Source organism: Limosilactobacillus oris DSM 4864 (assembly GCF_001434465.1).
GTDB lineage: Bacteria > Bacillota > Bacilli > Lactobacillales > Lactobacillaceae > Limosilactobacillus > Limosilactobacillus oris.
On record NZ_AZGE01000001.1, the window covers coordinates 105455 to 128570 of the forward strand.

A 23116-nucleotide genomic window follows, 5' to 3' on the forward strand; every position below is an offset into this window, starting at 1 on the left:
ATGCTAACTGACCAAGAAATTGATAGTATCCGGGCATTTAACCGGCACTACACCCAAGTCTTAGGAGTATTGAACAAACGGACCTTCGATACCGATCTGACTTGGCCGGAAGGGCGGATCTTAATCGAAGTAGCGGTTAACCACCTCGATACCCCGATGGCAGTCACCCGGGCCCTGCACCTGGATAAAAGTTATGCCAGTCGGACAATTAAACGGTTGACAGACAAGGGGATCTTACAAAAGACACCGTCACCAACGGATTCACGGTCGATTAATATTTCACTGACTGAACATGGGCGTGCGGTATTTGAAGATATTAACCAGAAATCTAACGACCTGATCAAGAAGATGATTGAAGACCTTTCGCCCGCGGAACAGGAAGAATACTTTCAAAGCATCAAGGCCATTAATAGGTTACTTTTCAAGAAAGGGATGAACTAGGCATGTGGCAGACGAAACGATTCAATGAATTAACGGTAACTGATCTTTATCAAATCCTCGCATTACGAGCACAGATTTTTGTGGTTGACCAACAGCGTATTTACCAGGATCCTGATGGTCGGGATCAAAAGGCAATTCACATTTTTAACCGTGACGAAGACGGAGACATTGTGGCTTATGCCAGAGTATTTCTGAAGGATGATTTGGTATCGTTTGGCCGGGTGGCGACGAGCGCTAAAGTTCGTGGTCAAGGGATTGGCGGCCAGTTGTTGGATAAAATTATGCAAACAATCCAACAAGAGCTCCCAGGTAGACAGATTGAAATTGAAGCCCAGGTCCAAGTTGAAGATTTTTATAAACGAGTCGGCTTTGTTAGTGAAGGTGAGCCGTTCATTTATAAGTCCACGCCGCATATCAAGATGGTGCATGAGCCGATGTAGCTACTTTAGCTCTACCGTCGAACGGTTTTTGAGCTTGAATAGGAGCGCAAAGGCAATAATATTGAGAAACGCAATCGACCAGAAAGACCAGTGAAAACCCTGGAGAACTGAAGCGGGCATCGAAAGCTGGTGGGCGATGCCGTGTTTTTGGCCGAGTGCTTGCAAGCTAGCAGCCATCGCATTAGCAAAGGCATTTCCAATTTGGTTCATGTTGACCATCAGGGTATTACCGAAAACCACGTACTCCTGCGAAAGGGCATTTAGGCCGTAGACACTGACCGGAGAGTAAGCTAGGTTAATCCCTCCGCAGCGAATGGCATAGAAAGCCGTTACGGTGAAAATACTGGTAGTTGGTGAGTAAAAAGCCATTGGGATTGTTGTCAGCAAGCCGATCCCAAAGCCGAGGAAGGCGACCCTCTTAATCCCAATTTGGTCATAGAGCCGTCCAGCGATTGGCGAAACCACCATCATCACGAGGGCGCTCGGGATTAGCATCAAACCAGAGACGGTTGGCGTGACCTTTAAGACGTTCTGGTTAAAGAGCGGCAGCATCAGCTCGGTTGCCATTAAGGACGAGGTATTAAGGAGGGCCAGGGTTGCGCCAAGCCGGAAGGAAGGTGCCTTGAAGACCCGCATTTCCAGCAATGGCTTTTTGAGCTTGAGCTGGCGTTTGACAAAGTAAACCATGATGGCGATTCCGGCTACCTGGAGAGCCACAGTCAGCCAATCTAGCCGCCCAGTTTCGCCAACGCGGCCTAGACTGTATAGCAGCATTGCTAATCCCGCCATGGAAACTAAAACGGAGGGAACGTCAAGAGAAGAAGGCTTAGCTGGGACCACGTTTTTAACGAATAATTGGGTGGCAATCAGGACAACGATGCAGACTGGAATCAAGATAATAAATAGCATCCGCCAGCTAAAGTAGTCGACGATGATTCCGGAAACGGTGGGGCCGGCAGCCGGTCCGAAGTTAATGATAATTCCTGCCAGGCCCATCACGGTTCCCCGGTGCCGCGGTGAGAAAAGCAATGCCAAGACATTAGGAACCAGTGGCATGGTAATACCAACGGAAACGCCTTCAATCAGCCGCCCAATTAGTAAGAGGGCGAAGTTCTGTGCCAGTGCTGAGATAACGGTCCCAACGAGGAAAATCAGCATCGTAATGGAGAAAAGCGGTTTTAACTTAACCGAATTAGTGAGATAGGCGGCTAGCGGCATGGTAATTCCAGCAGCTAGCATATACCCAGTACTGAGCCATTGAACGGTCATTTCGCTAACGTGGACTTCAGCCATAATTGTCGGCAGACCATTATTGAGCAGTGTTTCGGAAAAGGCAGTGATAAAGCTCCCACAGAGCAGGGTAATCACCATTAGAATCTTATTTTGACGAGACATAATAACTCCTTTCAAAGAAAAAGAGCTGGACAGGAATTAACTTCCTTATCCAGCTCTTATTTTTTCGCCCGCTGTTCTTGAGCGCCTGTTATTAAATTATCAGTATCATAGCAAAGAATGGTAGAGATTGCAAACTGAATTTGGGATAAGAAAATCAGCAACTCACCCGCCAATGTTGACCGCCCATTGAGAAAACAACGTATTAGTGACCCCAAGTTAATACAATGCTAACTGAGGTGAGAGAAATGTTAATAACAACCCAAAATTTAACTAAGAAGTATGGTAACAAAATCGCTGTCGATCAGCTGGATTTAGCGATTCCCCAAGGAGCATTGGTTGCATACTTGGGAACAAACGGCGCTGGCAAGTCAACTACCATTAACATGCTGGTGGGCCTGCTAAAACCGACTGGCGGAATCATTTCCTACGCCAAGGACTTAAAAATCGGCGTTGTTTTCCAGAATAGCGTGCTGGATGATAACTTAACGGTCAGTGAGAATTTACAGAGCCGGGCGGCAATGTACCAGGGTATTGAGCAAGGCTGGATTGAGCGCCTAGCAAAGATGATGGGGCTGACTAAGTTCCTTCACCAGCGGTACGGAACCCTGTCCGGTGGTCAGAAAAGACGGGTCGATATTGCGCGGGCACTGTTAAACCATCCCAATTTGCTGTTTCTGGATGAACCAACAACGGGTCTTGACATTCAAACGCGCAACGTCATTTGGGGGCTTTTACAAAAACTGCAGCACGAGCAGGGGCTGACGATTTTTCTGACGACCCACTACTTAGAAGAGGCCAGTAACGCGGAATTAATCTATATTCTGGAAGAGGGTAAGGTACTGGCAACCGGTTCGGCAGCGCAATTAAAACAACAATACGCGCAGAATTCATTGCTGATGACCTTCAAGGATGACACAGTACCTGAAAGAGCCAAGTTGGTTGACCACCGGCGCTATGCAATTAACGGAATTGACCATGAGCAAGCTCTGACGCTCCTCGACCATTACCGGAGCAGCTTAGAAAATTTTGAATACCGGCAGGGCGACCTGGATGACGCTTTTGTCAACATTACCGGAAAGGAGATTCAATAATGGCAGCTTTAATTTACCGTAATCTCAAACTATATTTTCGTAACCGCATGGGTGCTATGATGTCGTTACTAGGAGCTCTGATTGCATTCTTTATTTATATTGGTTTTCTGAAAGAAAATTTAGTCCAAGAATGGCAAAGAGTCGCTAATGCAAATCAGGTCTTAGATGCCTGGATGATGGGTGGTATTTTAACAATTGCCGGGGTCACTACGGCCTTTGGCGCCTTAGGGCAGTTAGTAAGCGACCGGGAAGGTAACCGCTATCAGGATTTTCAGATGACAGCACTGAAGCAGTGGCAGCTCGCGATTAGTTATTTTATCAGTGCCTTTTTAATTAGTTTGATTATGCAACTGGTGTCTTTTGTCATCATGGCAGTCTACTTTAAAGTGACTGATAACTTGACGATCAAGTGGGAAGATAGTGGTAAACTCCTGCTAGTTTCGCTACTGGGCACATTTGTCGCAACCGTCTTTTGCCAGATTATTATCGAATTCATTCACAGCCACGTTGTCTTTAACCGAATGTCGGCCTTGATTGGAACTGGAATTGGGTTCGCAATTGCCACTTATATGCCAGTGGGCGCATTATCAGCGTTTAGCCGCCATTTGGTCAAGGTCTTTCCAAGTTCTTACATTGCCAGCAGCTTTCGTGAACTGCTGATTGGAAACAAAATTCCGGCAGTAGTTCGGCCAGAGCTCAATGACTACTTAGGGATCAAGCTAACGGTGTTTAAGCATTCTTTGAGCCTGTCACAAAACCTGCTGTTGGTCACAATCGTAAGTTTGCTTGGTCTTGGTTTGCTAATTATCGTTAATCATTTAAAATATAAGCAGCATTAACTTATTCAGGAGGTTTCCGTAAATTGAAAGTTCGGTTTCAAAAGGCGGACCTAGAGCCGGGAAAACTTACAGTAATTGTCGAGAGTTCTGCTAAAACGGCACACGTTGACCACCTTCTTAATTATTTAAAAGCGTTTGAGAGTAACTCAGCAAAGAAGCTGCCAATCAAGACGCCTGACCGCTTTATGATTATTAAGACGGCCGACTTAGTGATGGTCGAAGTCAATCAAAATGAGCTCTCATTTTATACTACCGCTCAAGTTATTAAGTCGGTGGGCAAATTGAAGGATGTTCACACCCGGCTAACAGCGCCTAACTTTATCCAAGTTTCGCGCTTTGCCATCATCAACATGGATTACTTGCAGGCAATCGAGAACGGCTTTTCGGGAACGTTAGTAGCCAGACTCGAGATGGGTGTCAGAACAACGGTTAGTAGACGGTACGTGCCGGTAATTAAGCAATACTTAGGCTTGTAGTGGGGATTTCACAGATGAAGAGAATTTTAAAACGATTTTTAAAAGGTTTGGCGATTGGGTCAACTACATACTTAGTGCTTTTAACCATTCACTTCCAACCGATGTTGCCAACGGCATTTAATACTATCAGCGTCATGGTCATCAGTGGGCTAATTGGCGTGGCAACGTTTATCTTTCAAACGGACTTAAACTATTTTGTGGCGTTAATCGTTCATTTTATAATTACGGTTCTGCTGGTGGCAGTTATGATTGTCGTCAACCACTGGGGAATCACTTTACAGTCGTTGTGGTTAATCGTGATTGCCCACGTGGTTATTTGGATTGTCCTTCGGCTCCAGCAAGAGCGTGATGTTCGAGAGATTAACGCAAAGTTGAATAAGCGGAAATAATGGCAAAGATGAGAACGAGAAATAGGCCCGAAATTAGCTGATAGGCTGATTTCGAGTCTTTGTCTTTTGACGCGGAAGAAGTTGGTTAAAACGGTTGAGTTAATTTTTAGGCCCTTACTTATACCGCCTAATTTATTTTAAAATTACCGAACTCTCGGTTGGTACCTCGGAGCTAAAAGGGTTTACTAAACGAATAATAAAAAATAGTCAAAATAGTTCGTTCGCAATTATCTTTTTTATGCTATTATCATAACAGCATAAAGGAGGAATTAAACTTGAAGAATATTTATTTTAATCATGACGGTAACGTTGACGATTTGGTTTCCCTGTTGCTGATGTTGCAGGCGCCGGACATTAAGCTGTTGGGGGTCGGCGTGATTGATGCAGACTGTTACGTTGATCCGGCCGTCATGGCGGCGCGCAAGATTATTGACCGCTTCAACCTGCGCGGTGACAAGCTGGAAGTTGCTAAGTCAGATTCACGTGCCCACCACCAGTTTCCGTCCAACTGGCGGCTGAGTTCCTTCTCGTTTAACGACCTGCCGATTTTGAATGAACCAGGGAAGGTAGAAACGAAGCAGGCGGCCAAGCCAGCCCACTTGGATATGCTGGACAAAATTAAAGCGGCCGATTCTCCGGTTACCCTGGTCATGACGGGTCCCCTGACCGACCTGGCCCGGGCCCTGGAGATTGACCCATCGCTTCAGGACAACATTGATAGACTGTACTGGATGGGTGGCAGCTTAGATGGTCATGGCAACGTCAATGAACCTGGCTTTGACGGGACCGCGGAATGGAATGCCTTTTGGGATCCCGAAGCGGTCAAGACGGTCTTTGATTCTGATTTAGATATTCAGATGGTCGGCTTGGAAAGCACCGAAGAGCTGCCATTAACGCCAGAATTACGCCGTCATTTCGCAGTCAACCGGCGTTACCCAGCATTTGACCTGGTAGGGCAGGGGTACTCGCTGGTTTTAGCTGACGAAGCGGACTCGACCTACTACCTGTGGGACGTGCTGACGACCTTGTCGAGCTTATACCCTGAAATTGTCGAATCGACGGTAGAAAAGGCCGCGATTGAAGTTAATGGACGCGGCGCTGGTCGGACATACAAAAGTGTTGAAGGTCGCGAACTGACATTGGTTACAAAGGCCGACCAGGAAAAATTCTACCAGCACTTCGATAAACTGCTGAAGAGTGCTCAGATGAAGTAGTGGTTGAACTGACTGAATTACGAAAATTAACTACCCTGTTTGTCAATGGAGCATTGATTTAAAGAAGTGGTCTACTAATCAGCTTTTAAGAGCTAGTTTAGTAGACCACTTTTTGGTAATGAGAGGATTAAGATAACAGCCAATCGATTACGTTAATTTGTTCAATTCCATTGTCATTGTAGTAACCATGATCTTCAGTTAATAACTTTTTGGGGAAATTATCATTAATCTGTTGAAACCCTTGTATTTCACGTTGATAGGTGTGTTCATCCTTAACGGAAAGGGAAACCTGATAATACTCCTTGATACCATCCTTAATTGCTACAAAATCAATCTCTAAATTACCTAATGAACCAACGTAAACCTCATATCCTCGCCGCAGTAGTTCTAGGTATACGATACTCTCTAGACGACTACCAAAGTTGGGGCGTTTAGTCCCTAATAGGTCAATTCGCAACGCTGGATCGACTGGATAATATTTTGAATTGATCGTTAAGTATTTTTTACCGTTAATATCATAGCGATCACATTTGTAGAAAAGATAGGCATCAGTAAAGTTCTTCAGATATGAAGTAACGGTTGCTGAGCTGGTTTTGACACCTTTAGAAGTCATTAACCCTGCTATTTTTCTTGGTGTGACCAAATTTCCAGCTGTATCCGTTAAATATTTAGCCAATTCTTCAACAAAGGAGGCGTTACCTCGTTCACGACGAGCAAGAATATCTTTGATTAACACGGTGTTAATAATGCCATCAATATAGTCGTGATAAGTTTGACTATCATTCAATTCAATAGCGAACGGGAAGCCGCCTCTTTCTAAGTAACGATCGAATGCTTGAACTTTAGAATCGTTATTCATGGTTGGTAAAAACTCTGCAAATGACAATGGGAAAACGTGAATTTCAATATAACGCCCGGACAACAGTGTCGATAATTCTCCAGAAAGCATAAAAGCGTTTGAGCCGGTCACATACAGGTCGACGTTCTTTTTAATAAATAAGCTATCAAGTATTTTTTCAAAGTGGGCGACGTTTTGGATTTCATCCAGGAAAATATAATTCATTTTATCTACAACTAGATGATTATTTAAGTAGTCATATAGCTCATGGTAGTCTTGGAGACTAGAAATCCCAAGATCTTCAAAGTTAAGATGGTGGATTTGGTCATCACCAACGCTAAATTCTTCTTTTAATCGCTGCATGTACATTTCTAAGATTGTAGACTTTCCCGATCGGCGAACTCCCGTTAATACTTTAATAATTTGCTTGTCGCGAACCAGGTCTAATCGTTGCATATAATTATCTCGTTGGATCATTTAGTTAACCTCTCATAAGTTTGAAATTACTTTTATAATTATGACAATTATACCATTAGTTTGAAATTACTTTTATACTTTTCGAGAAATTATCTAGAATGTAAAAGTATTTTTAAACTCATCAGAATTGCTTTTTTGGCCAAATCTTAACTAACTCTTTCATCAACGGTGTAACCGTTCTTCGCTGATCTTTTAAATAGGCAGCGTAAAAGGTGATGGTTGCTGAGTCATCAGTAATCGGCAGGGAAACACTGTCAGTGGTGTCGTAAGTACCATCCGGCTCAGTGATATTAGTCGTGAAAAAGGGAAAGTTGGTGTACTTGGTTAATTCAGTCAGGGCATCGTACTCGCTTTGATACAAGAACTTAGCGTCGGGAATATTATCTTGAATAACCTCTTTCCATGGTCCAATGTCAGAAAGAACAACAAAGCTTAATCCGGCCAGTTCCTTAAAAGTAACCTGCTGCTGGTTAGCTAGGTACATAAATTGATCCAAATTGGCAAAGAGATGTTCCTGGCCAATGTACCGTGACTCAATCAAATCAGTTTGAATTTCCTGATTGGTAATCACGAATGTATATTGATGGTCTAACAGACTTTCAGCAGCCTGAGCTTCTGGTAAGAGGTCTGATGCTACTTGATAATCAAGAGCAGACTGTTCATGCAGTCGCTCTAACAAAATCGATGGCCCAGGTGCCACGCTTGCAACTTTGAGGACCTGTTGACTTTGGGCGTAGTTTTTGATTTCAGTGATAAATTGCTGGTTAGCTTGGAGGAGCGCATTGGCTTTTTCAGCAGCTAACTCGCCCGTCTTAGTCAGACTAATTCTGTTAGGCTGCCGATCAAATAGCTGTACTCCCAACTCATCTTCTAATTTTTGCATCCCCCGCGTAACAGTTGGTTGAGTGACATTCAACTCAGCCGCTGTTTTCGCGAGGGTTTTGTATTTGGCAAACGTGACAAGTTCTTCTAATAGGTAATTATCAATCACTGATTATTCCCTCCATTCCTTACCTGTTTGTTAACTTCTTCAATGAAGGCATTGCCGAGCCGCGTCAGTTGATGATCCTTCCGCCAAATTAAGGTTGTTTGAATTGGGTGAAGGAACTGAAGACGGCGAAAATGGATATTACCGGATTGGTAGATCGGTTTATTAAAAGTCAACGCTAGCCCGAGTCCAGCATTAATCATCGCCCGCATATTGTAGTGCATGTCATAGGTACCAACAACCCGGTAGTCGACAACGTATTCATTCAGGTAAGAAAGCAATTGGGAGCTAGAGTCTAGCTGGTAGGGAATCAGCAGATCCTTTTCCTGCAAGTCAGCCGCAATAATCTCATTCTTTTGGTCAAATGGATGACCACTGGGGAAAGCGACGCCCCAGTAATCTTCAAACGGTAATGTCAGCGTATGGTATTCATTTAGTGGTTCATTGGTTGAAATTACACCAAAATCTAAGCTGCCACGATTAATTCCTTCGATAATCTGGTCCCCGTTAAGACTTTTATAGTCAATCTGGACACCATTTCCCTGGTTAATCAACTGTTTAAAGCTTGGCAATAGGTAATCATTCGCCTGATTTTCACCGGCACCAATACTTAATTCTCCAGCAAGCGTTTGGCCCTGCTGAAGATAGCTCTCTGTATTTTGAGATAGCTTGAGAATCTCCAAAGCACGGTGATACAGAAAGTAACCATCTTCGGTCAATGAAAGCTGGCGGGGCTTACGGATAAAAAGCTGAGTACCGAGTTCTTGTTCCAGATCTTGAATCTGTCGTGACAGAGTCGATTGTGAGATATGTAAATGGTTAGCAGCCTTGGTAATCCCGTGCTGATTGACAATCTCGACAAAGTAATTTAAAACGCGGAGTTCCATTCGTGGACACCTCTTTAGTAAGTTATTCCTTAATTATACAACGTTTATTTTTATAAATCGCTTTTAGTCATGCATTTCCATCTTTAATAACTGTTGTACATCTGAAATGATAGCTAATAGAATAAAATCATCAACAGAAATAATAACAAGAAAGGTTGGATATCATGACTGATTTATCAAATAAAGTAGTTGTAATTATGGGGGCTTCTTCAGGGATTGGCGCCGCAACCGCTCGCCAGCTAGCTAAAGATGGGGCTAAGCTGGTTATTACTGCTCGTCGGCTAGATCGTCTCAACGAAATTGCTAGTGAATTTCCGGAAGGGCAGGTCATTCCAGTTAAAGCTGATGTTACCAATTTTAAGGAAGTTCAAACTGCTATTAATATGGCAGTAGAGAAGTTTGGAAGAATTGATGTGCTCTACAATAACGCTGGAATTATGCCATTATCCCCATTAAGTGATGGGCATCGTGACGAATGGCAAAACATGGTTAACATTAATATTATGGGACCATTGAACGGAATTGCTGCCGCGTTGCCAATTATGAAGAAGCAGGGTCAAGGTCATATTATCACCACTGATTCCGTTGCCGGACACATGGTTGCTCCTGATATGGCAGTCTATTCAGGAACTAAGTACGCTACCCGGATTATTATGGATGGTTTACGAATGGAAGAAGCTCAAAATCATATTAAAACCACAATCATTACACCAGGGGCAACCCAAAGTGAACTAACCAGCCACATCAGCGATCCAGAAACAAGGAAGGTTAATACTGATTATTGGTCAAATGTTGACGGTTTAACTGCTGATCAGATTGCTCAAGCGGTTGAATTTGCAATTGCCACGAAGGATAACATGTCCGTTTCCGAGATGATCGTTCGGCCAACACTGCAATCAATGTAAAAGAAAGGGGGATCACCAATGACAGACAAACTAATTATTTACTATTCTAGTACGGGCTATAACCAACGTGTAGCTAACCTGATTGCTCAAAAGACTGGTGCTGATATATTTGAAGTTCAGCCAGTTAAAGAATACGATAAAAATATGTGGGCAGCTTGGGATGTCGCTAAAAAGGAACGTGAGGATAATAATTTGCCAGCACTCAAAACTGGCTATCCTGACATGAGCAAATATAAGCAGGTCTTCCTTGGTGGTCCCAGCTGGGGATTCACAGTTTCTAATCCTTTACAATCGTTCCTGAAGATGGCTAACTTTGCAGGGAACGATGTTTATCCTTGGGTAACCTATTATGATCACGATGAACAATATTTAGCTGATCTGAAAAGGCAGCTTCACAATGGCCAAGTTCATGACTTACTGGAACTAACTATGGGTACTTTGAACAACCAGAATCAATTGGAACAAACGATTGATCATTGGTTAACACAAATTTAAATTAATATTTCAAACACGTTAAGAGCTAGATAAAACAGGCAGGCCGTAAGATAGGTGCTGCCTGTTTTTTAAGTTACTATGACTTTAGAGCATAATCGCTCTTGCAATATAACTGTTTTACATCATCACCACTGCCACCTAAAATAATCACAGTTATCAAATTAAAGGTGGTCTGTGAAATGAGAATCGGTTTACGAAAGAAGTTAGTCTTGTTAATCGCGTTAATGAGTTACCTGCTAACCGCACTGGATAATTCGCTAGTCCTGACGAGTCTTACCAGGATTCAAGCTGACTTACACCTAAGTCAAATTTCACTATCCTGGATTCAGGATGCGTATGGTCTGGCCTTTGGGAGCTTTATCCTGCTTAGCGGGCGCTTGGGTGATATGTATGGGCGAAAATTAATGATGGAGATTGCCCTAGCTTTGTTTGCGGTTAGTTCATTGGTAACCGCAATTTCAACTGCTGCCGCAATGACGATTGCCTCACGCTTTGTTCAGGGGATGGGCGCTGCTATTTTAGCACCAACTTCACTGGCCTTATTGGTCGACTACTTTACAGAACCGATGCTTTCTAAGGCAATTGCTTGGTACAGTTCAATCGCGGGCCTGGGGATGAGTATTGGCTTGATCCTTGGTGGAATCTTGACATCCTACCTCAACTGGCGGGTTGGTTTCTATCTCAATGCTGCCGTTGCGCTCGGCTTATTCATTCTCTCGGTTAAAACGTTAGAGCAGAAGCAAGCGGCACAAGCTGATAGCCGGATTGATACTCTAGGGAGTCTGGCATCTGTTATCGGCAGTGGGTTGCTTGTTTACGCTGTCAACGGTGCTCGCCAAATGGCACCATTCATGATTGCCGCATTAGTAATCCTTGCCGGTCTATTTGTTATTGAAAAGCGAGTTGATAATCCAGTCCTGCCATTAAAGCTGATTGCTAACCGCGGACGGCTGCTAGCGGACTTGTCCCGAGCTTTCTTGGTCGCCGCTGCAATGGGCTTTTACTTTTTTGATTCAGAATTTTTGCAAGAGGTTTTACACTATTCGCCGTTGCTGACAGGATTGGCTTATTTACCAATGACAATTACGCTCTTTGTCGTCGCCATTCTGGTACCACGGATGGTCGAAAAACTAGATAATCAGGTCGTTCTCCTATCTGGAAGTGGCGCAATTATGTTAGCATTTGTTTGGGCAGTATTTGTTAATGGTAATAACTATTTGACAATTTTACTGGTTCCTGAATTGCTATTAGGGGTTGGTCAGGGACTAGCCTTAGCACCCCAAACAAACTTGGCAATCAATGGCGTGAAGCCACAAGAATCAGGAGCCGCATCCGGAATCCTTAACATGTTCCACCAACTCGGCGGAGTTCTTGGGATCGCCGTAATGGTTCAAATGGGAATTAAACTCGGCAATGGTCAGAATTTTGCAGGCCAATTCCATCTGGCAATGATTGCTGGCCTGGTAATCGCAGTCTTACTAGTTTTAATGAGCATCCTGATCTACTTTAATCATGAAGGGAGGAAATAACGTGGAATTACGAGTCTTAATGTACTTTGTCACGGTTGTCCAGGAGGGGAATATCTCAAAGGCAGCTAATGTCCTTCACCTTTCCCAATCCACCTTATCCCGCCAAATTCAAAATTTAGAGGAAGAGCTCGGTTCGATCTTATTAGAACGCGACCAGAAACCAATCGGCCTAACCGATAATGGGAAGTTTCTTTACTCCCGGGCCCAAGAGATGCTTCAAATTGCGAATAACACCACCGAGATTATCAAATCAAATGAGTTGGTAACCGGTGAGTTAGAGATTGGCGTTGGGGAGGACCGGATGCAAGAGCTAGTTGCGGAAACTTTTGGTACGCTCGTTCGGCGTTATCCCAAGATTAAAGTTAACCTGCATAACGTTGCTAGCGATTTAATTCCGCGTGAAATTAACCGGGGCATTTTGGATTTTGGCTTTGTCAGTAATCAAACTAACCTTGCTGACTTCCACCAATTACCCATTAACTACCAAGACCGGTGGGGGATCTTAATGAAGAAGGAGAACCCACTGAAGGTTAATGGGACGATTACCCCGACTGATCTAGCTAACCAGCGAATCATCTTAGCAAGGCAAAATGGGTTAATTAGGGGCTTTAAGGAGTAGTTAGGCAATGTTGTCAAACAAGTCCGGTTTGTTGGTACTTATGATATGACGGTTAGCATGCACTCGCTAGTTCGTAACGGGGTTGGCATGGCGGTTACTTTTGATCGTGACACATACCACCAAGAAAGTTCAGAGTTTACTTTTATTCCTTTGAACGACTTTACTACTGCGCCGGTAAAGCTGATTTGGAAGAAAGACCGTCCGCAGTCACAGCTGGAGCAACTCTTTATCAGTGAATTTCAACATGTTAAACCATAGTATACATTGAACGTATGCTTCTATACTAATCAAGTAATTTTCAATTCGTTGCCTGGTAGTTATGATATAGACAATCACAAAAGCAACCGAAAGGAAGTTAATCTAATGTCAAACAATGTGCCAACAGTAAAGTTAAATAACGGTGTCGAAATGCCAACGCTTGGTTTTGGGGTTTTCCAAGTTCCTGACTTATCTCAAGCTGAGCAGGCAGTTACGGACGCCATTGAAACTGGTTACCGCTTAATTGATACCGCTACTGCATACCAAAATGAAGAAGCAGTTGGTAAGGCCATTAAGAACAGTTCAGTTAACCGTGACGAGATTTTTGTTACTTCAAAACTGTGGGTTTCTGATTTTAACTACGAACGTGCTAAGAAGGGAATTGATACTTCTCTGCAAAAGCTTGGCTTAGACTACATGGACCTTTACCTGCTTCACCAACCATATGGTGATACAATGGGTGCATGGAGAGCCTTAGAAGAAGCGCAAAAAGAAGGTAAGATTCGGGCAATTGGTGTTTCTAACTTCTACGCTGACCAGTTGCAAGACTTAATGCTGACGATGCCAGTTAAGCCAGCTGTTAACCAAATCGAAGTTAACCCTTGGTACCAACAAGATGCTGAAGTTAACTTCGCCCAAAGTCAAGATGTCCGCGTTGAAGCCTGGGCACCATTTGCAGAAGGTAAGCACAACATCTTTACTAACGAAACCATTGCAGAAATTGCCGCAAAGTATGGTAAGAGCAATGGTCAAGTAATCCTGCGTTGGCTCTTACAACGTGGAATCACCGTCATTCCTAAGTCTGTTCACCAGAACCGGATGGCCGAAAATATTGATGTCTTTGACTTTGAACTTTCTGATGATGATATGAAGAAGATGGCTAGCCTCGATAAGAACGAAAGTCAATTCTTTGATCACCGTGATCCAGTTACCATTGAACAAATCTTTGGTTCTAGCTTAAAGCAAGTCCAAAACAGTGAAAAATAAGGAGGATCTTAATCATGGCTAATATTCCAACATTTAAACTCAACGACGGTAATGAAATTCCTTCATTTGGTTTTGGAACTTTCCAAATCCCAGCTGATGGCACGACCTACCAAGCAGTCAAGGATGCTTTAGCTGCTGGTTACCGGCATATTGATACTGCAACAGCCTACTTTAACGAACAAGAAGTCGGTAAGGCAATTAAGGATAGTGGTATTCCTCGTGATCAAATCTGGGTAACTTCTAAGCTTTGGCTCCAAGACTACGCTTATGAAGATGCTAAGAAGGCAATTGATCTTTCATTGAAGAAGTTGGGCTTGGACTACATGGATATGTACTTGATTCACCAACCATACGGCAAGGTCGATGAAGCCTGGAAAGCATTGGAAGAAGCACAAAAGGCTGGTAAGATTCGTTCAATCGGTGTTTCCAACATGACACCAAAGATTTGGAATAAGTTTGTTCCTAACTTTGACGTAATGCCAGCAGTTAACCAAGTTGAATTTAACCCATACTTCCAGCAAAAAGAATTGCGGCAAATCATGGCTAAGAATGGGGTTGCCCTTGAAGCTTGGGCACCACTAGGCCAAGGAAATGCAGATCTCTTTAAGGAACCAGTCATTACTAAGATGGCGGAAAAGTATGGTAAGGACGCTGGTCAAATTATCCTCCGCTTTGAACATCAAGAAGGAGTAACGGTCTTTCCAAAGTCAGTTCATGAAGCACGGATCAAGAGCAACATGGAAATCTTTGACTTTGAATTGAACTCCGCCGAAATGGATCAAATGCGGGCCCTCGATAAGGGCAAGGGAATGCACGATCCAGATGCACCGGGCGTTGAAGAAATGCTCAGTCAATATGATGTGCACGCTAATGATTAAAATTGAATATTGATAAGTTGAGGCCTGGGCGGAGCTGCTCGGGTCTTTTTAATTTACTTTCGCTTATGTTCAAAGTACAATGTAGTTACAAAGTAAGACAGGAGGGGAACAACAAATGGCTAATGAGACAAAGGTAACAGCCCGCATGGACCCGGCATTAAAGAGTGAGGCAGAGATGCTCCTCAATGATATGGGGCTTAACTTTTCCGTTTGGATTACAATGGCGACTAAGGCACTGGTTAATGAAAAAAAGATTCCATTTGAAGTAAAAGCAAGTCCTTTTTACAGCAATGAAAATATGAAAACCCTGGAAGAACGCTTTAAAAAATATAAAAAAGGGGCTGCAACCTCCAGTCATAACTTGCTGGAGGATAAGTAATGACTGTCAAATGGGGTGACGAAGCCTGGGCTGAGTATGTTAACTGGCAAAGAGAAGACAAAAAGACGTTGAAACGGATTAATAAGCTAATTAAGTCGATTCAACGCGATGGTTTATTTGAAGGATTAGGAAAACCAGAGCCGCTGAAAGGAAATTTGGCAGGACTATGGTCACGCCGAATTAACGACGTTGATCGATTGGTATATGTTCCAGAAGATAACGGCGCCTTTACAATCATCCAATGCAAGACCCACTATCAAAACGCTAGATTTTAGCGAATAAAAAAGCCATCGGCAGCTAAGCGACGGAACCCTAGACTGATGTTAGATATGACAATCTAGTATATAGTCTTTTTTATTATAAAGAGAACAGTTGTTAATCAAATTTTGCCCGGTGAATCTTCTCAAAGTGTTTCCCGGTATATATTTCCGCATCACTATGCTTGATCGCCCAAGCGGAAATCGTATTAAGTACTGGAATTAGGCTTTCACCTTCCGCCGTCAAAGAATATTCAACCCGAATCGGCATTTCATTATATTGACGACGGTTGATGATGCCAGCTTGCTGTAATTCGTGGAGACTATCCGCTAGGGCGGCGTCCGAAATATCTTCCATCTGCGCCTTTAATTCGCCGTAGCGCATTGAATTAACGTGGCCAAGAATACAGAGAATCCGCGGCTTCCACTTACCGCCAAAAATATCCAAACCATAGTCCAAAGTACAGTAATATTCTTTTGGTATTTTTCGTTGATACATAACTGACCTTCCTCAACAATTTTTTAGTAGCTCAATCGCTTTTGAATTCGTATTAATTTTGATTGTAAACGACTACTATCAGAATTGTAAATTAATTGATCTGAGGAGGAAGTAAAATGGCAGTTAAAGTATATTTGCAAGTAACAATGGTGATTCCAGAGAAGAATCGGGCAGCGGCAGCGAAGGTCTATACAGACTATCGTGAACCGTTTCTCAAGACCATCCCCGGTGCAGAAACCAAGGATTTCTTGATTCGGGATGAGGATGTGCAAGTGCTTCATGGCTTCGATAGTGTTGAACATGCCAAGGCATATCTAAACAGTGAGATGTTTACCCAACACGTCTTTCCCGGCCTAAAGCCAACTTGGACTGAAGATCCGGAAGTACGAATCTACACCGTAGCATAAGAAATAACAGCGACAGCTTTTGAAGGCTGCCGTTTTTATATTGCTTGGTAGACATCAGCAAATTTCCCGTATTTATTATCATAGAGGAATAAATACGGGGTGGGCGAGATGAAAAATAAAATTAGCATTCAGGATGATTTTGTTTTTGGCAGTGTAATGAGTAATAAGCGGCTCTGTCAACGTTTGATTCAATTAATTTTACCCGAGTTAAAGATTGAGCGGATTGAGTTTCCAACAATCCAAAAAGTGGTTCAGGAGAGTCAATTCAGTCACGGTGTCCGCTTTGATGTGTATACGAAGGATCAAAACGGGGTGGTCTACGAGATTGATATGCAGATTCGCCACACCCGCGGTCTACCACAACGGGTCCGTTACTACCAGGGCCGAATCGACAGTGAAATGTTGAAGCACGGGCAAAAATACGCAAGTTTGCGGCGTTCCTACGTGATTTTTATTTGTCCGTTTGACCCCTTTGACCTTGGATTGCACCGGTATGACTTTGCGAATTACTGTCGGCAAGATAAAGCATTGGCGTTAGATGATGGACGGACGGCAATTTTTCTCAATACTAAGGGAATTAAAAATGACGTATCAAAAGGCTTGCGCAATTTCCTTGATTACGTAGATAATAGGGATGTAGACAATGACAAGTATGTCGACGAATTAAAGGGCTACATCCAGAATTTAAGCAAGAATACGGAATGGAGGAATGATTATATGGACAACCGGACCCACATGATGTTCCACGACGAAGACGTTCGTGAAGAAGGGAAGAGAGACGCCATTAGAGGTACAATCGAATTATTACGCCAAGCAGGAATGGCTGAGGCAGAGGTTAAGTCCAAAGTCCAGCAGCAATTCGCCCTAACTGATTCACAGATGCGAGAATTATTTGAGTAAAGTAAGGGGAGCGTGAAGACGCGTAGCTAGTCTTTAGAAAGCACAAAGAGGGCTTCAGAGTTCGGCTTTGCCGAGCACTGAAGCCCCTTTGTGTACTGCGCTGTTCGCTTTTTGTTAAAGTAATAGGACTTATGTCACGGCCCTGCTGTTTAAAAAAAGTGCCTCAGCGCAGTAGCTTCTGAGTAACGAGATTAATTAAGCATCTTCGCCAATTGCTGCAATACTGCCTGGTCATCATTAGTTCCAATCGTCTGGCTCGCTGCTGCTTTTACGTTAGCCGGTGCGTTTCCCATGGCATAACTGGTCCCAGCAAGGTCAAACATCTCGAGGTCGTTTTCACCATCGCCAAAGACTACCAGGTCGGCTGGGTCAACCTGCCAACGATTTAACAGCTTTTTCAACCCGTATGACTTATCCATGTGGGGAATAATCAGGTCAATCGCGCCGTTCCCGCTGGCCGTTGCCCGGATAATCCCAGCAAACTTAGTATTAATATCATGAGCAATCGCGCGCATCTTTTTAGCTGGGACGGTCAGGGCAAACTTAAAGATCTTGTCTCCCGTAAAGTCAAATTCATGCACGACCTCTGTCCGGGTATAGAACCTATCCATATTCTGAATAAAGTAGTCCGGCATGGTGTCCTTGACGTAGGCATACTGCCGACCACAGACAATGTAGTTCGTTTGCGGAAGAGTTTCCAGATAGGCGACAATCCTGGTAACATCAGCTGCTTTTAACTGCCCACAAGCAATTTCCTGGTTGCAGTCAACCGTTAGCACACCATTCTCGGCAACAAAGGCCAAGTCGTCCGCAATATCTGGGAAAAGAGACCGCAGGAAGTAATATTGATCACCACTGGCAACGATAAAGCGAATTTCTTGTCGGATCATCCGCTGATAAAGCTGCTTAAAGAGCTGCCGGTCATAGTGGCGATTGGTGGTTAAAAAAGTGCCGTCAATATCAGTAGCAATTGCGCGAATCATTAATATTTCCTCCTCAGTAACGATAGGTTAACCCCATTATAACAAATTGATTTATTCACTTTTAGCATGGTTATGTACAAGTAATAAGTATTTTTCTTTTACTGTGCCAACCACTATAATTTAACTAACAAATAATTAGAAAAGAGGAATTCATTATGGCAAAGACCTTAGTACTTTATTATTCAGCAACTAATACTACCAAAAACATTGCCGAGCAGGTTGCCCAGAAGCTAAACGCGGACATTGCGGAAATTCACGCGGCCCAGCCGTACACCGCTGCCGACCTTAACTGGCACGATTCAAAGAGCCGAACTTCGATTGAACAGCACCAGCACGACAGTCGGGTTGCCGTAAAGGATGACCTTCCTGACATTCAAGACTATGATAATATTGTCATCGGTCATCCAATCTGGTGGGCGATTCCGCCACGGATGATTGCCGACGTGATTGATAAACTCGATTTAAACGGTAAGAACCTCGCCATGTTCGCAACATCAGGTGGATCCACCTATGACCGTTCACAGAGCTTTATCGAACGCTCTGTCCGGGAAAATAATTATGATACCCAGGTCAACCAAGGGGCAATCTTGAACAGTCCCCGGCAGATTGATGCCTGGATTGATCGTCTTAACTTCAATTAGCATGAATCGCCACCAGGAGAGCCGTTCTTCTAGTGGCTTTTCCATAGCTAAAAACTATCTTTTGCTATCAAAAGTAAATATTTAACAATAATCGTTGTTGCAGGTAAGATATTAAGCAAATAAAAATAGAAAAGGAGAAGCCAGTGAAAACAATCAGTAAGGCCGGCTTGGCAGAAATCACCAAGCGGGCATTGAAAAACCAGGACATTTTGCAAAAATTGAACAACAGTGTACCCAGCCAGGAACAAATCCGTCAGGTCTTGACTAGTGTGACGGGACACCCCAATTGACGATTCGGTTGAAATCCGGCTTCCCATCAGGAGCGATTACGGGGCCAACCTAAAGATCGGCAAGAACGTCTTCATTAATAGCGGCGTAATGTTAACTGATTTGGGCGGGATTAGCCTGGCCGATGACGTCCTTGTCGGGCCCAACGTCACCATCATTTCCGTTAACCATCCTTTAAATCCCCACAAGCGTCATGGGGTAGAGCTGAACCCCGTTCATATTGAAGAAAATGCCTGGCTAGGTGCCAACGCCACCATTTTGCCAGGAGTAACCGTCGGCAAGAACGCAATTGTCGCGGCAGGAGCAGTGGTTACTAAGGATGTCCCTGCAAATACCATTGTGGCTGGTATACCAGCACGGGTCATCAAACAACTTGATGAGGAGGAAAGTTAAATGAACAGAATAGTCAAAATATTATTGGCACTGAGCGCCGTGGTTGGTGGAATCTTGACCGCCAGTCAGCCAGTCCACGCAATTACGCACTATGTTCAATTATCCACGCCAACCATTTTCGTCCACGGCTGGGGGAGTAGTTCCCACGCTGAAGAAAAGATGGCGAATGCCGCTCGGAATGCTGGCGTCACCAGGACTATCGTCAAAGCAAACGTGGATAAACAGGGGCGGGTAAGCTTTAACCGGGAAATTCCAGCACACGCAGTTAACCCGATCGTTGAGGTTAACCTCGAAGACAATAAGCTGGCAAATTACCAGAGCGACTACACGGCCGGCTACCACCACGGCGGCACCTATGTTCGGAACGTTGTGCAAGCCCTGCAAAAGCAGCACCACTACCGACAAATCAACCTGGTCGGTCACTCAATGGGAAACCTAGAAATTATCAACTACATCAATGATAATTACGCCAACGCGAACCTGCCGAAGGTTGCCCACCTGGTTGCCATTGCCGGCCACTATAACGGCTTGGTGGGGCAGCGGAGCAGTGAACAGGCAACCATCAACCGTAAAACAGGAGAGCCAAGCAGCATGGACCCGTCTTACCGAGAACTCTTAGGCCTGCGTCAGCACTTTCCAACTGGTACCGCAGTACTGAATATTTATGGCAACCTTGACGACGGCAGCAACTCTGATGGTGACGTTCCCGTCGCCTCTGCACAGTCGCTAAAATACCTGGTTGGCAACCGGGCCAAGTCTTACCAAGAAATTGAGCTGCACGGGAAGAGTGCCCAGCACAGCCGCCTGCATAATAACAACCACCAGGTCGACCAAGCACTGATAAAGTTCCTGTGGGAAAAGTAATCGCTAAACTAAAAACTCGCAAGCCCCGTTGAGCCTGCGAGTTTTTGTATATTTTAAATGACTGGTACAAGAGTGGTACCTATGATATCCATATCAAACATGGAGTGCCTAAAAGCCGTTTCCATCAGCAATGTAGTCGTCAACACCGTCTGGGTTACCGGACCACTTAAACTTATTATACCAGATGGAATGCTTTTCCTGGTCTAGTTCCGCGATTGCTTCCATTTCATCCGCGTCCAATTGGAAGTCAAAGACATCCAGGTTCTCGCGCATCCGGGCAAAGTGGCTGGACTTTGGAATAACAACGAACCCCTGTTGCAGTTCCCAACGCAATTCGACCTGGGCAACGCTCTTGTGGTGCTTGGCCGCAATGTCTTTGATTACCGGCTCGTTCAGCGTCTGCCCATTCCCCAGTGGTGACCAAGCTTCCAGCTGAATCTTTTCCTTTTGGCAGAGCGCCACCGTATCTGGCTGGTGGATCCGGGGATTAAATTCAATTTGGTTGACGGCCGGCTTTACTTCAGCATGGTCGAGTAGGTTAGTAAGGTGGTCAACGTTGAAGTTGCAGACCCCGATTGCCTTGGCCTGACCGTCCCGGTAAATATCCTCCAACGCCCGCCAGCTTTCCAGGTACTTGTCAAAGACTGGCCAGTGAAGGAGGAGTAAGTCTACGTAATCAGTCTGCAGCTTCCCTAATTGTTCGTTAAAGCTCTTGCGCAGCTGATCATAGTCCCCCTGGTCACCATTCCAAATTTTGGTCGTCAGGAAAACGTCTGCCCGCTTGAGATTAGCCTTGTTCATGCCTTCCTGCAGCCCGGCACCCACACCAGTTTCGTTGCCATACTGCTTAGCCGTATCAATCAAGCGGTAGCCATTTTGCAAGGCGGTCGCAACCATTTGTTGAGTTTCATCATTCAGTGATTTCCAGACGCCCAGGCCGACCCGGGGCATCAAAATACCATTATTTAGTTTCACATTCCTTTGTTCATCCATTTTTAACACCTTCTTGTAATCAAGTATAGCATTGAAAAAGGCCTCCCGGTGACTTTTCCGAGAGACCAGTTAGTTCAATCATGGCGAACTAATAAAACCGCCCCAATGGTACTGATTACTGCCAAGACGGCACCAACGTACCCGATCTGGCTAATTGCAATGAAGTTAACACTCAGCGAAGCCAGGAAGGAGCCGACCGTCACCCCCACGTTGGTGCAGATCGGGTTCAGTGACGATGCCAGGTTGATCGCTGCCGGATAATCCTTGTCAGCAACGTTCAAGAACATTACTTGTAAAATTGATCCGGGCATTCCGAGGACTAAACAAATCAGGCACAGCAGGCCCACGCCAGTCCATGAATTGGCAAAACTCACTCCCATTAGCAGGAGGAGCACCAGGCAGGCACCGCTGATCAACGGGAGCTTGCGGATTCCATACCGGCTTGAGATGATCCCGGCACAGGCGTTTCCAATGATAAACATGACGCCGACCAGGCCCAGCAGCCAGTTCAAATCCGTCGTGCTGAAGTGCAGGACGTCAGTGATAATTGGCCGAATGTAGGTGTAGAACGTATACTCCGCGGCCATTAAGGTAACCATCACAACAATGCCGAGGATAATTCGCCGATCCCTGAGCAGCTTAACCTGGTGACCAATTGACCCCTTTGTTTGCGGAGTATGACGGGGGACCAGTACCAGGAGAAAGGCGCCAATAATTAGTGCTAACCCGCTGATAACCGCGAAGCTCACGTGCCAGGAAAAGGCGGAGCTAATCGTTGTTCCCAAGGGAACCCCGATAATCGTCGCCGTACTAAAGCCAGCAAAAACCGTTGCTACCATCATTGACCGTTTTTCGATTGGAGCGATAATGCTGACGTAGACAAGGATCAGCGAAATAATGGCTCCCGCAACACCAGCGGTAATTATCCGGGAAACGAACAGGAGGAAGAGGTTCGGTGCCACCGCCGTCAGTGTATTTCCCAGGAAGAACACGACCATCAGTGTCATTAAAACCTTAAAGCGGTCATATTTTCCCGTAATGGTTGTTAGAATCGGCGTACAAATGGCGTAGGTCAGCGCGTACATTGTAACCAATAGACCAACCGCCGAAAGCGAAGCGTGGTAGCTTTCGGCAATGTTGGAGAGGACCCCAACCACCATAAATTCATTACAGCCAAGCATAAATGCAACCAGCACAAAAACAATACATTGCAAACGATACTTCATATTTAGTTTATCCAATCCCTTCTACAAGCATATTAATGCAGTTTGGTGTGCACGTTTTGTTTGTTGAGAACGGGGACAAAATGGGGAAGCTGCTTTTAAAACCCCGGGGTAAGCAGTTAAATTTACCGTTGATATTATAC

28 protein-coding genes and 1 pseudogene are annotated in these 23116 nt (G+C 44.5%); 21 read left to right on the forward strand and 8 right to left on the reverse strand.

Translation table 11 applies throughout. The features are described 5' to 3' along the window. Together FC49_RS00550 and FC49_RS00555 are read left to right on the forward strand one after the other, a co-directional pair. Window positions 1–441: a MarR family winged helix-turn-helix transcriptional regulator gene (locus FC49_RS00550; RefSeq protein ID WP_003713764.1), complete on the forward strand. Its 441-nt coding sequence runs from the start codon at window positions 1–3 to the stop codon at window positions 439–441. A 2-nt stretch (window positions 442–443) separates the two neighbouring features. Next, window positions 444–881 (forward strand): GNAT family N-acetyltransferase, encoded by a 438-nt coding sequence (locus tag FC49_RS00555; RefSeq protein WP_003713817.1) that lies wholly within the window; start codon window positions 444–446, stop codon window positions 879–881. Here the strand turns inward: FC49_RS00555 and FC49_RS00560 are convergent, their stop codons facing one another. Continuing rightward, window positions 882–2276: a DHA2 family efflux MFS transporter permease subunit gene (locus FC49_RS00560; protein WP_003713831.1), complete on the reverse strand. Its 1395-nt coding sequence runs from the start codon at window positions 2274–2276 to the stop codon at window positions 882–884. Window positions 2277–2521: 245 nt separating this feature from the next. Here FC49_RS00560 and FC49_RS00565 point away from each other — a divergent pair, with 245 nt between their 5' ends. The 5 genes from FC49_RS00565 (at window position 2522) to FC49_RS00585 (ending at window position 6285) form a co-directional block, all read left to right on the forward strand. After that, on the forward strand, window positions 2522–3367 hold the full coding sequence (locus tag FC49_RS00565; protein WP_003713807.1) for an ABC transporter ATP-binding protein: 846 nt from the start codon (window positions 2522–2524) through the stop codon (window positions 3365–3367). Then, window positions 3367–4206: an ABC transporter permease gene (locus tag FC49_RS00570; protein ID WP_056983753.1), complete on the forward strand. Its 840-nt coding sequence runs from the start codon at window positions 3367–3369 to the stop codon at window positions 4204–4206. Before FC49_RS00565 ends, FC49_RS00570 begins: the two co-directional genes overlap by 1 nt. A 23-nt stretch (window positions 4207–4229) precedes the next feature. Beyond that, entirely contained in the window at window positions 4230–4682 is a 453-nt protein-coding gene (locus FC49_RS00575; RefSeq protein ID WP_056983755.1) for a LytTR family DNA-binding domain-containing protein, read from the forward strand. A 14-nt stretch (window positions 4683–4696) separates the two neighbouring features. Then, window positions 4697–5071, forward strand: a complete 375-nt coding sequence (locus tag FC49_RS00580; protein WP_056983758.1) for a DUF3021 domain-containing protein — start codon at window positions 4697–4699, stop codon at window positions 5069–5071. A 275-nt stretch (window positions 5072–5346) separates the two neighbouring features. Further along, window positions 5347–6285, forward strand: coding sequence for a nucleoside hydrolase (locus tag FC49_RS00585; protein ID WP_056983760.1), 939 nt, complete (start codon window positions 5347–5349; stop codon window positions 6283–6285). 127 nt (window positions 6286–6412) lie between these two features. Here the strand turns inward: FC49_RS00585 and FC49_RS00590 are convergent, their stop codons facing one another. The 3 genes from FC49_RS00590 to FC49_RS00600 form a co-directional block, all read right to left on the reverse strand. Beyond that, complete coding sequence (locus tag FC49_RS00590) at window positions 6413–7600, reverse strand: ATP-binding protein (RefSeq protein WP_003713755.1); 1188 nt, start codon at window positions 7598–7600, stop codon at window positions 6413–6415. Between the two features lie 121 nt (window positions 7601–7721). Then, a complete protein-coding gene (locus FC49_RS00595) occupies window positions 7722–8591 on the reverse strand; it encodes a LysR family transcriptional regulator (RefSeq protein ID WP_003713834.1) in 870 nt (289 codons plus the stop codon). Beyond that, window positions 8588–9475 (reverse strand): LysR family transcriptional regulator, encoded by an 888-nt coding sequence (locus FC49_RS00600; RefSeq protein WP_003713776.1) that lies wholly within the window; start codon window positions 9473–9475, stop codon window positions 8588–8590. Before FC49_RS00600 ends, FC49_RS00595 begins: the two co-directional genes overlap by 4 nt. Before the next feature lie 164 nt (window positions 9476–9639). Here FC49_RS00600 and FC49_RS00605 point away from each other — a divergent pair, with 164 nt between their 5' ends. The 9 genes from FC49_RS00605 to FC49_RS00645 all read left to right on the forward strand — a co-directional run bounded on the left by FC49_RS00605 (window position 9640) and on the right by FC49_RS00645 (window position 15800). Next, a complete protein-coding gene (locus FC49_RS00605; RefSeq protein WP_003713793.1) occupies window positions 9640–10380 on the forward strand; it encodes an SDR family oxidoreductase in 741 nt (246 codons plus the stop codon). 18 nt (window positions 10381–10398) lie between these two features. Continuing rightward, complete coding sequence (locus FC49_RS00610; protein ID WP_003713829.1) at window positions 10399–10875, forward strand: flavodoxin; 477 nt, start codon at window positions 10399–10401, stop codon at window positions 10873–10875. A 179-nt stretch (window positions 10876–11054) separates the two neighbouring features. Then, window positions 11055–12404 carry an MFS transporter gene (locus FC49_RS00615; protein WP_003713839.1) on the forward strand — a complete coding sequence of 450 codons (1350 nt, stop codon included), beginning with the start codon at window positions 11055–11057 and terminating at the stop codon, window positions 12402–12404. A 1-nt stretch (window position 12405) separates the two neighbouring features. Beyond that, window positions 12406–13023 carry a LysR family transcriptional regulator gene (locus FC49_RS00620; RefSeq protein WP_003713783.1) on the forward strand — a complete coding sequence of 206 codons (618 nt, stop codon included), beginning with the start codon at window positions 12406–12408 and terminating at the stop codon, window positions 13021–13023. Between the two features lie 45 nt (window positions 13024–13068). Continuing rightward, window positions 13069–13281 carry a type 2 periplasmic-binding domain-containing protein gene (locus tag FC49_RS00625; protein WP_039930181.1) on the forward strand — a complete coding sequence of 71 codons (213 nt, stop codon included), beginning with the start codon at window positions 13069–13071 and terminating at the stop codon, window positions 13279–13281. A 105-nt stretch (window positions 13282–13386) separates the two neighbouring features. Then, on the forward strand, window positions 13387–14268 hold the full coding sequence (locus tag FC49_RS00630) for an aldo/keto reductase (RefSeq protein WP_003713799.1): 882 nt from the start codon (window positions 13387–13389) through the stop codon (window positions 14266–14268). 14 nt (window positions 14269–14282) lie between these two features. Beyond that, a complete protein-coding gene (locus FC49_RS00635) occupies window positions 14283–15146 on the forward strand; it encodes an aldo/keto reductase (protein WP_003714832.1) in 864 nt (287 codons plus the stop codon). Between the two features lie 115 nt (window positions 15147–15261). Next, the gene (locus FC49_RS00640) at window positions 15262–15525 is read left to right on the forward strand and encodes a type II toxin-antitoxin system RelB/DinJ family antitoxin (RefSeq protein ID WP_056983764.1); all 264 of its coding nucleotides are present in this window, start codon (window positions 15262–15264) and stop codon (window positions 15523–15525) included. Further along, window positions 15525–15800 (forward strand): Txe/YoeB family addiction module toxin, encoded by a 276-nt coding sequence (locus FC49_RS00645; protein ID WP_056983766.1) that lies wholly within the window; start codon window positions 15525–15527, stop codon window positions 15798–15800. The genes FC49_RS00640 and FC49_RS00645 overlap by 1 nt, the downstream gene beginning before the upstream one ends. 100 nt (window positions 15801–15900) lie before the next feature. On the opposite strand, the gene FC49_RS00650 is transcribed toward FC49_RS00645, so the two are convergent. Beyond that, on the reverse strand, window positions 15901–16281 hold the full coding sequence (locus FC49_RS00650; RefSeq protein WP_056983768.1) for a winged helix-turn-helix transcriptional regulator: 381 nt from the start codon (window positions 16279–16281) through the stop codon (window positions 15901–15903). A 116-nt stretch (window positions 16282–16397) separates the two neighbouring features. Between FC49_RS00650 and FC49_RS00655 the strand changes: the two genes are divergently transcribed. After that, window positions 16398–16688: a hypothetical protein gene (locus FC49_RS00655; RefSeq protein ID WP_056983770.1), complete on the forward strand. Its 291-nt coding sequence runs from the start codon at window positions 16398–16400 to the stop codon at window positions 16686–16688. A gap of 108 nt (window positions 16689–16796) precedes the next feature. Then, a complete protein-coding gene (locus tag FC49_RS00660) occupies window positions 16797–17588 on the forward strand; it encodes an Rpn family recombination-promoting nuclease/putative transposase (protein WP_003714908.1) in 792 nt (263 codons plus the stop codon). Window positions 17589–17779: 191 nt separating this feature from the next. Here FC49_RS00660 and FC49_RS00665 read toward each other — a convergent pair whose 3' ends face one another. After that, window positions 17780–18571 carry a Cof-type HAD-IIB family hydrolase gene (locus tag FC49_RS00665; protein ID WP_003714852.1) on the reverse strand — a complete coding sequence of 264 codons (792 nt, stop codon included), beginning with the start codon at window positions 18569–18571 and terminating at the stop codon, window positions 17780–17782. Window positions 18572–18726: 155 nt separating this feature from the next. Between FC49_RS00665 and FC49_RS00670 the strand changes: the two genes are divergently transcribed. From FC49_RS00670 to FC49_RS00680, 3 genes and pseudogenes are all read left to right on the forward strand, one after another. Next, complete coding sequence (locus FC49_RS00670; protein WP_003714848.1) at window positions 18727–19212, forward strand: flavodoxin; 486 nt, start codon at window positions 18727–18729, stop codon at window positions 19210–19212. Window positions 19213–19355: 143 nt separating this feature from the next. Further along, window positions 19356–19893 (forward strand): annotated as a pseudogene (locus tag FC49_RS00675) (sugar O-acetyltransferase). Beyond that, window positions 19894–20757, forward strand: a complete 864-nt coding sequence (locus FC49_RS00680) for an alpha/beta hydrolase (protein ID WP_003714894.1) — start codon at window positions 19894–19896, stop codon at window positions 20755–20757. A gap of 108 nt (window positions 20758–20865) precedes the next feature. Here the strand turns inward: FC49_RS00680 and FC49_RS00685 are convergent, their stop codons facing one another. Further along, on the reverse strand, window positions 20866–21750 hold the full coding sequence (locus FC49_RS00685; RefSeq protein ID WP_003714637.1) for an aldo/keto reductase: 885 nt from the start codon (window positions 21748–21750) through the stop codon (window positions 20866–20868). Between the two features lie 74 nt (window positions 21751–21824). Beyond that, window positions 21825–22976 (reverse strand): MFS transporter, encoded by a 1152-nt coding sequence (locus FC49_RS00690; RefSeq protein WP_003714625.1) that lies wholly within the window; start codon window positions 22974–22976, stop codon window positions 21825–21827. Between the last annotated feature and the right edge of the window lie 140 nt (window positions 22977–23116).

Coding starts and splice junctions, on each gene's coding strand:
- FC49_RS00550 (WP_003713764.1), top strand. CDS start 1: ATGCTAACTGACCAAGAAATTGATAGTATCCGGGCATTTAACCGGCAC.
- FC49_RS00555 (WP_003713817.1), top strand. CDS start 444: ATGTGGCAGACGAAACGATTCAATGAATTAACGGTAACTGATCTTTAT.
- FC49_RS00560 (WP_003713831.1), bottom strand. CDS start 2,276: ATGTCTCGTCAAAATAAGATTCTAATGGTGATTACCCTGCTCTGTGGG.
- FC49_RS00565 (WP_003713807.1), top strand. CDS start 2,522: ATGTTAATAACAACCCAAAATTTAACTAAGAAGTATGGTAACAAAATC.
- FC49_RS00570 (WP_056983753.1), top strand. CDS start 3,367: ATGGCAGCTTTAATTTACCGTAATCTCAAACTATATTTTCGTAACCGC.
- FC49_RS00580 (WP_056983758.1), top strand. CDS start 4,697: ATGAAGAGAATTTTAAAACGATTTTTAAAAGGTTTGGCGATTGGGTCA.
- FC49_RS00590 (WP_003713755.1), bottom strand. CDS start 7,600: ATGATCCAACGAGATAATTATATGCAACGATTAGACCTGGTTCGCGAC.
- FC49_RS00600 (WP_003713776.1), bottom strand. CDS start 9,475: ATGGAACTCCGCGTTTTAAATTACTTTGTCGAGATTGTCAATCAGCAC.
- FC49_RS00605 (WP_003713793.1), top strand. CDS start 9,640: ATGACTGATTTATCAAATAAAGTAGTTGTAATTATGGGGGCTTCTTCA.
- FC49_RS00610 (WP_003713829.1), top strand. CDS start 10,399: ATGACAGACAAACTAATTATTTACTATTCTAGTACGGGCTATAACCAA.
- FC49_RS00615 (WP_003713839.1), top strand. CDS start 11,055: ATGAGAATCGGTTTACGAAAGAAGTTAGTCTTGTTAATCGCGTTAATG.
- FC49_RS00625 (WP_039930181.1), top strand. CDS start 13,069: ATGACGGTTAGCATGCACTCGCTAGTTCGTAACGGGGTTGGCATGGCG.
- FC49_RS00630 (WP_003713799.1), top strand. CDS start 13,387: ATGTCAAACAATGTGCCAACAGTAAAGTTAAATAACGGTGTCGAAATG.
- FC49_RS00635 (WP_003714832.1), top strand. CDS start 14,283: ATGGCTAATATTCCAACATTTAAACTCAACGACGGTAATGAAATTCCT.
- FC49_RS00640 (WP_056983764.1), top strand. CDS start 15,262: ATGGCTAATGAGACAAAGGTAACAGCCCGCATGGACCCGGCATTAAAG.
- FC49_RS00645 (WP_056983766.1), top strand. CDS start 15,525: ATGACTGTCAAATGGGGTGACGAAGCCTGGGCTGAGTATGTTAACTGG.
- FC49_RS00650 (WP_056983768.1), bottom strand. CDS start 16,281: ATGTATCAACGAAAAATACCAAAAGAATATTACTGTACTTTGGACTAT.
- FC49_RS00655 (WP_056983770.1), top strand. CDS start 16,398: ATGGCAGTTAAAGTATATTTGCAAGTAACAATGGTGATTCCAGAGAAG.
- FC49_RS00660 (WP_003714908.1), top strand. CDS start 16,797: ATGAAAAATAAAATTAGCATTCAGGATGATTTTGTTTTTGGCAGTGTA.
- FC49_RS00665 (WP_003714852.1), bottom strand. CDS start 18,571: ATGATTCGCGCAATTGCTACTGATATTGACGGCACTTTTTTAACCACC.
- FC49_RS00670 (WP_003714848.1), top strand. CDS start 18,727: ATGGCAAAGACCTTAGTACTTTATTATTCAGCAACTAATACTACCAAA.
- FC49_RS00680 (WP_003714894.1), top strand. CDS start 19,894: ATGAACAGAATAGTCAAAATATTATTGGCACTGAGCGCCGTGGTTGGT.
- FC49_RS00685 (WP_003714637.1), bottom strand. CDS start 21,750: ATGGATGAACAAAGGAATGTGAAACTAAATAATGGTATTTTGATGCCC.
- FC49_RS00690 (WP_003714625.1), bottom strand. CDS start 22,976: ATGAAGTATCGTTTGCAATGTATTGTTTTTGTGCTGGTTGCATTTATG.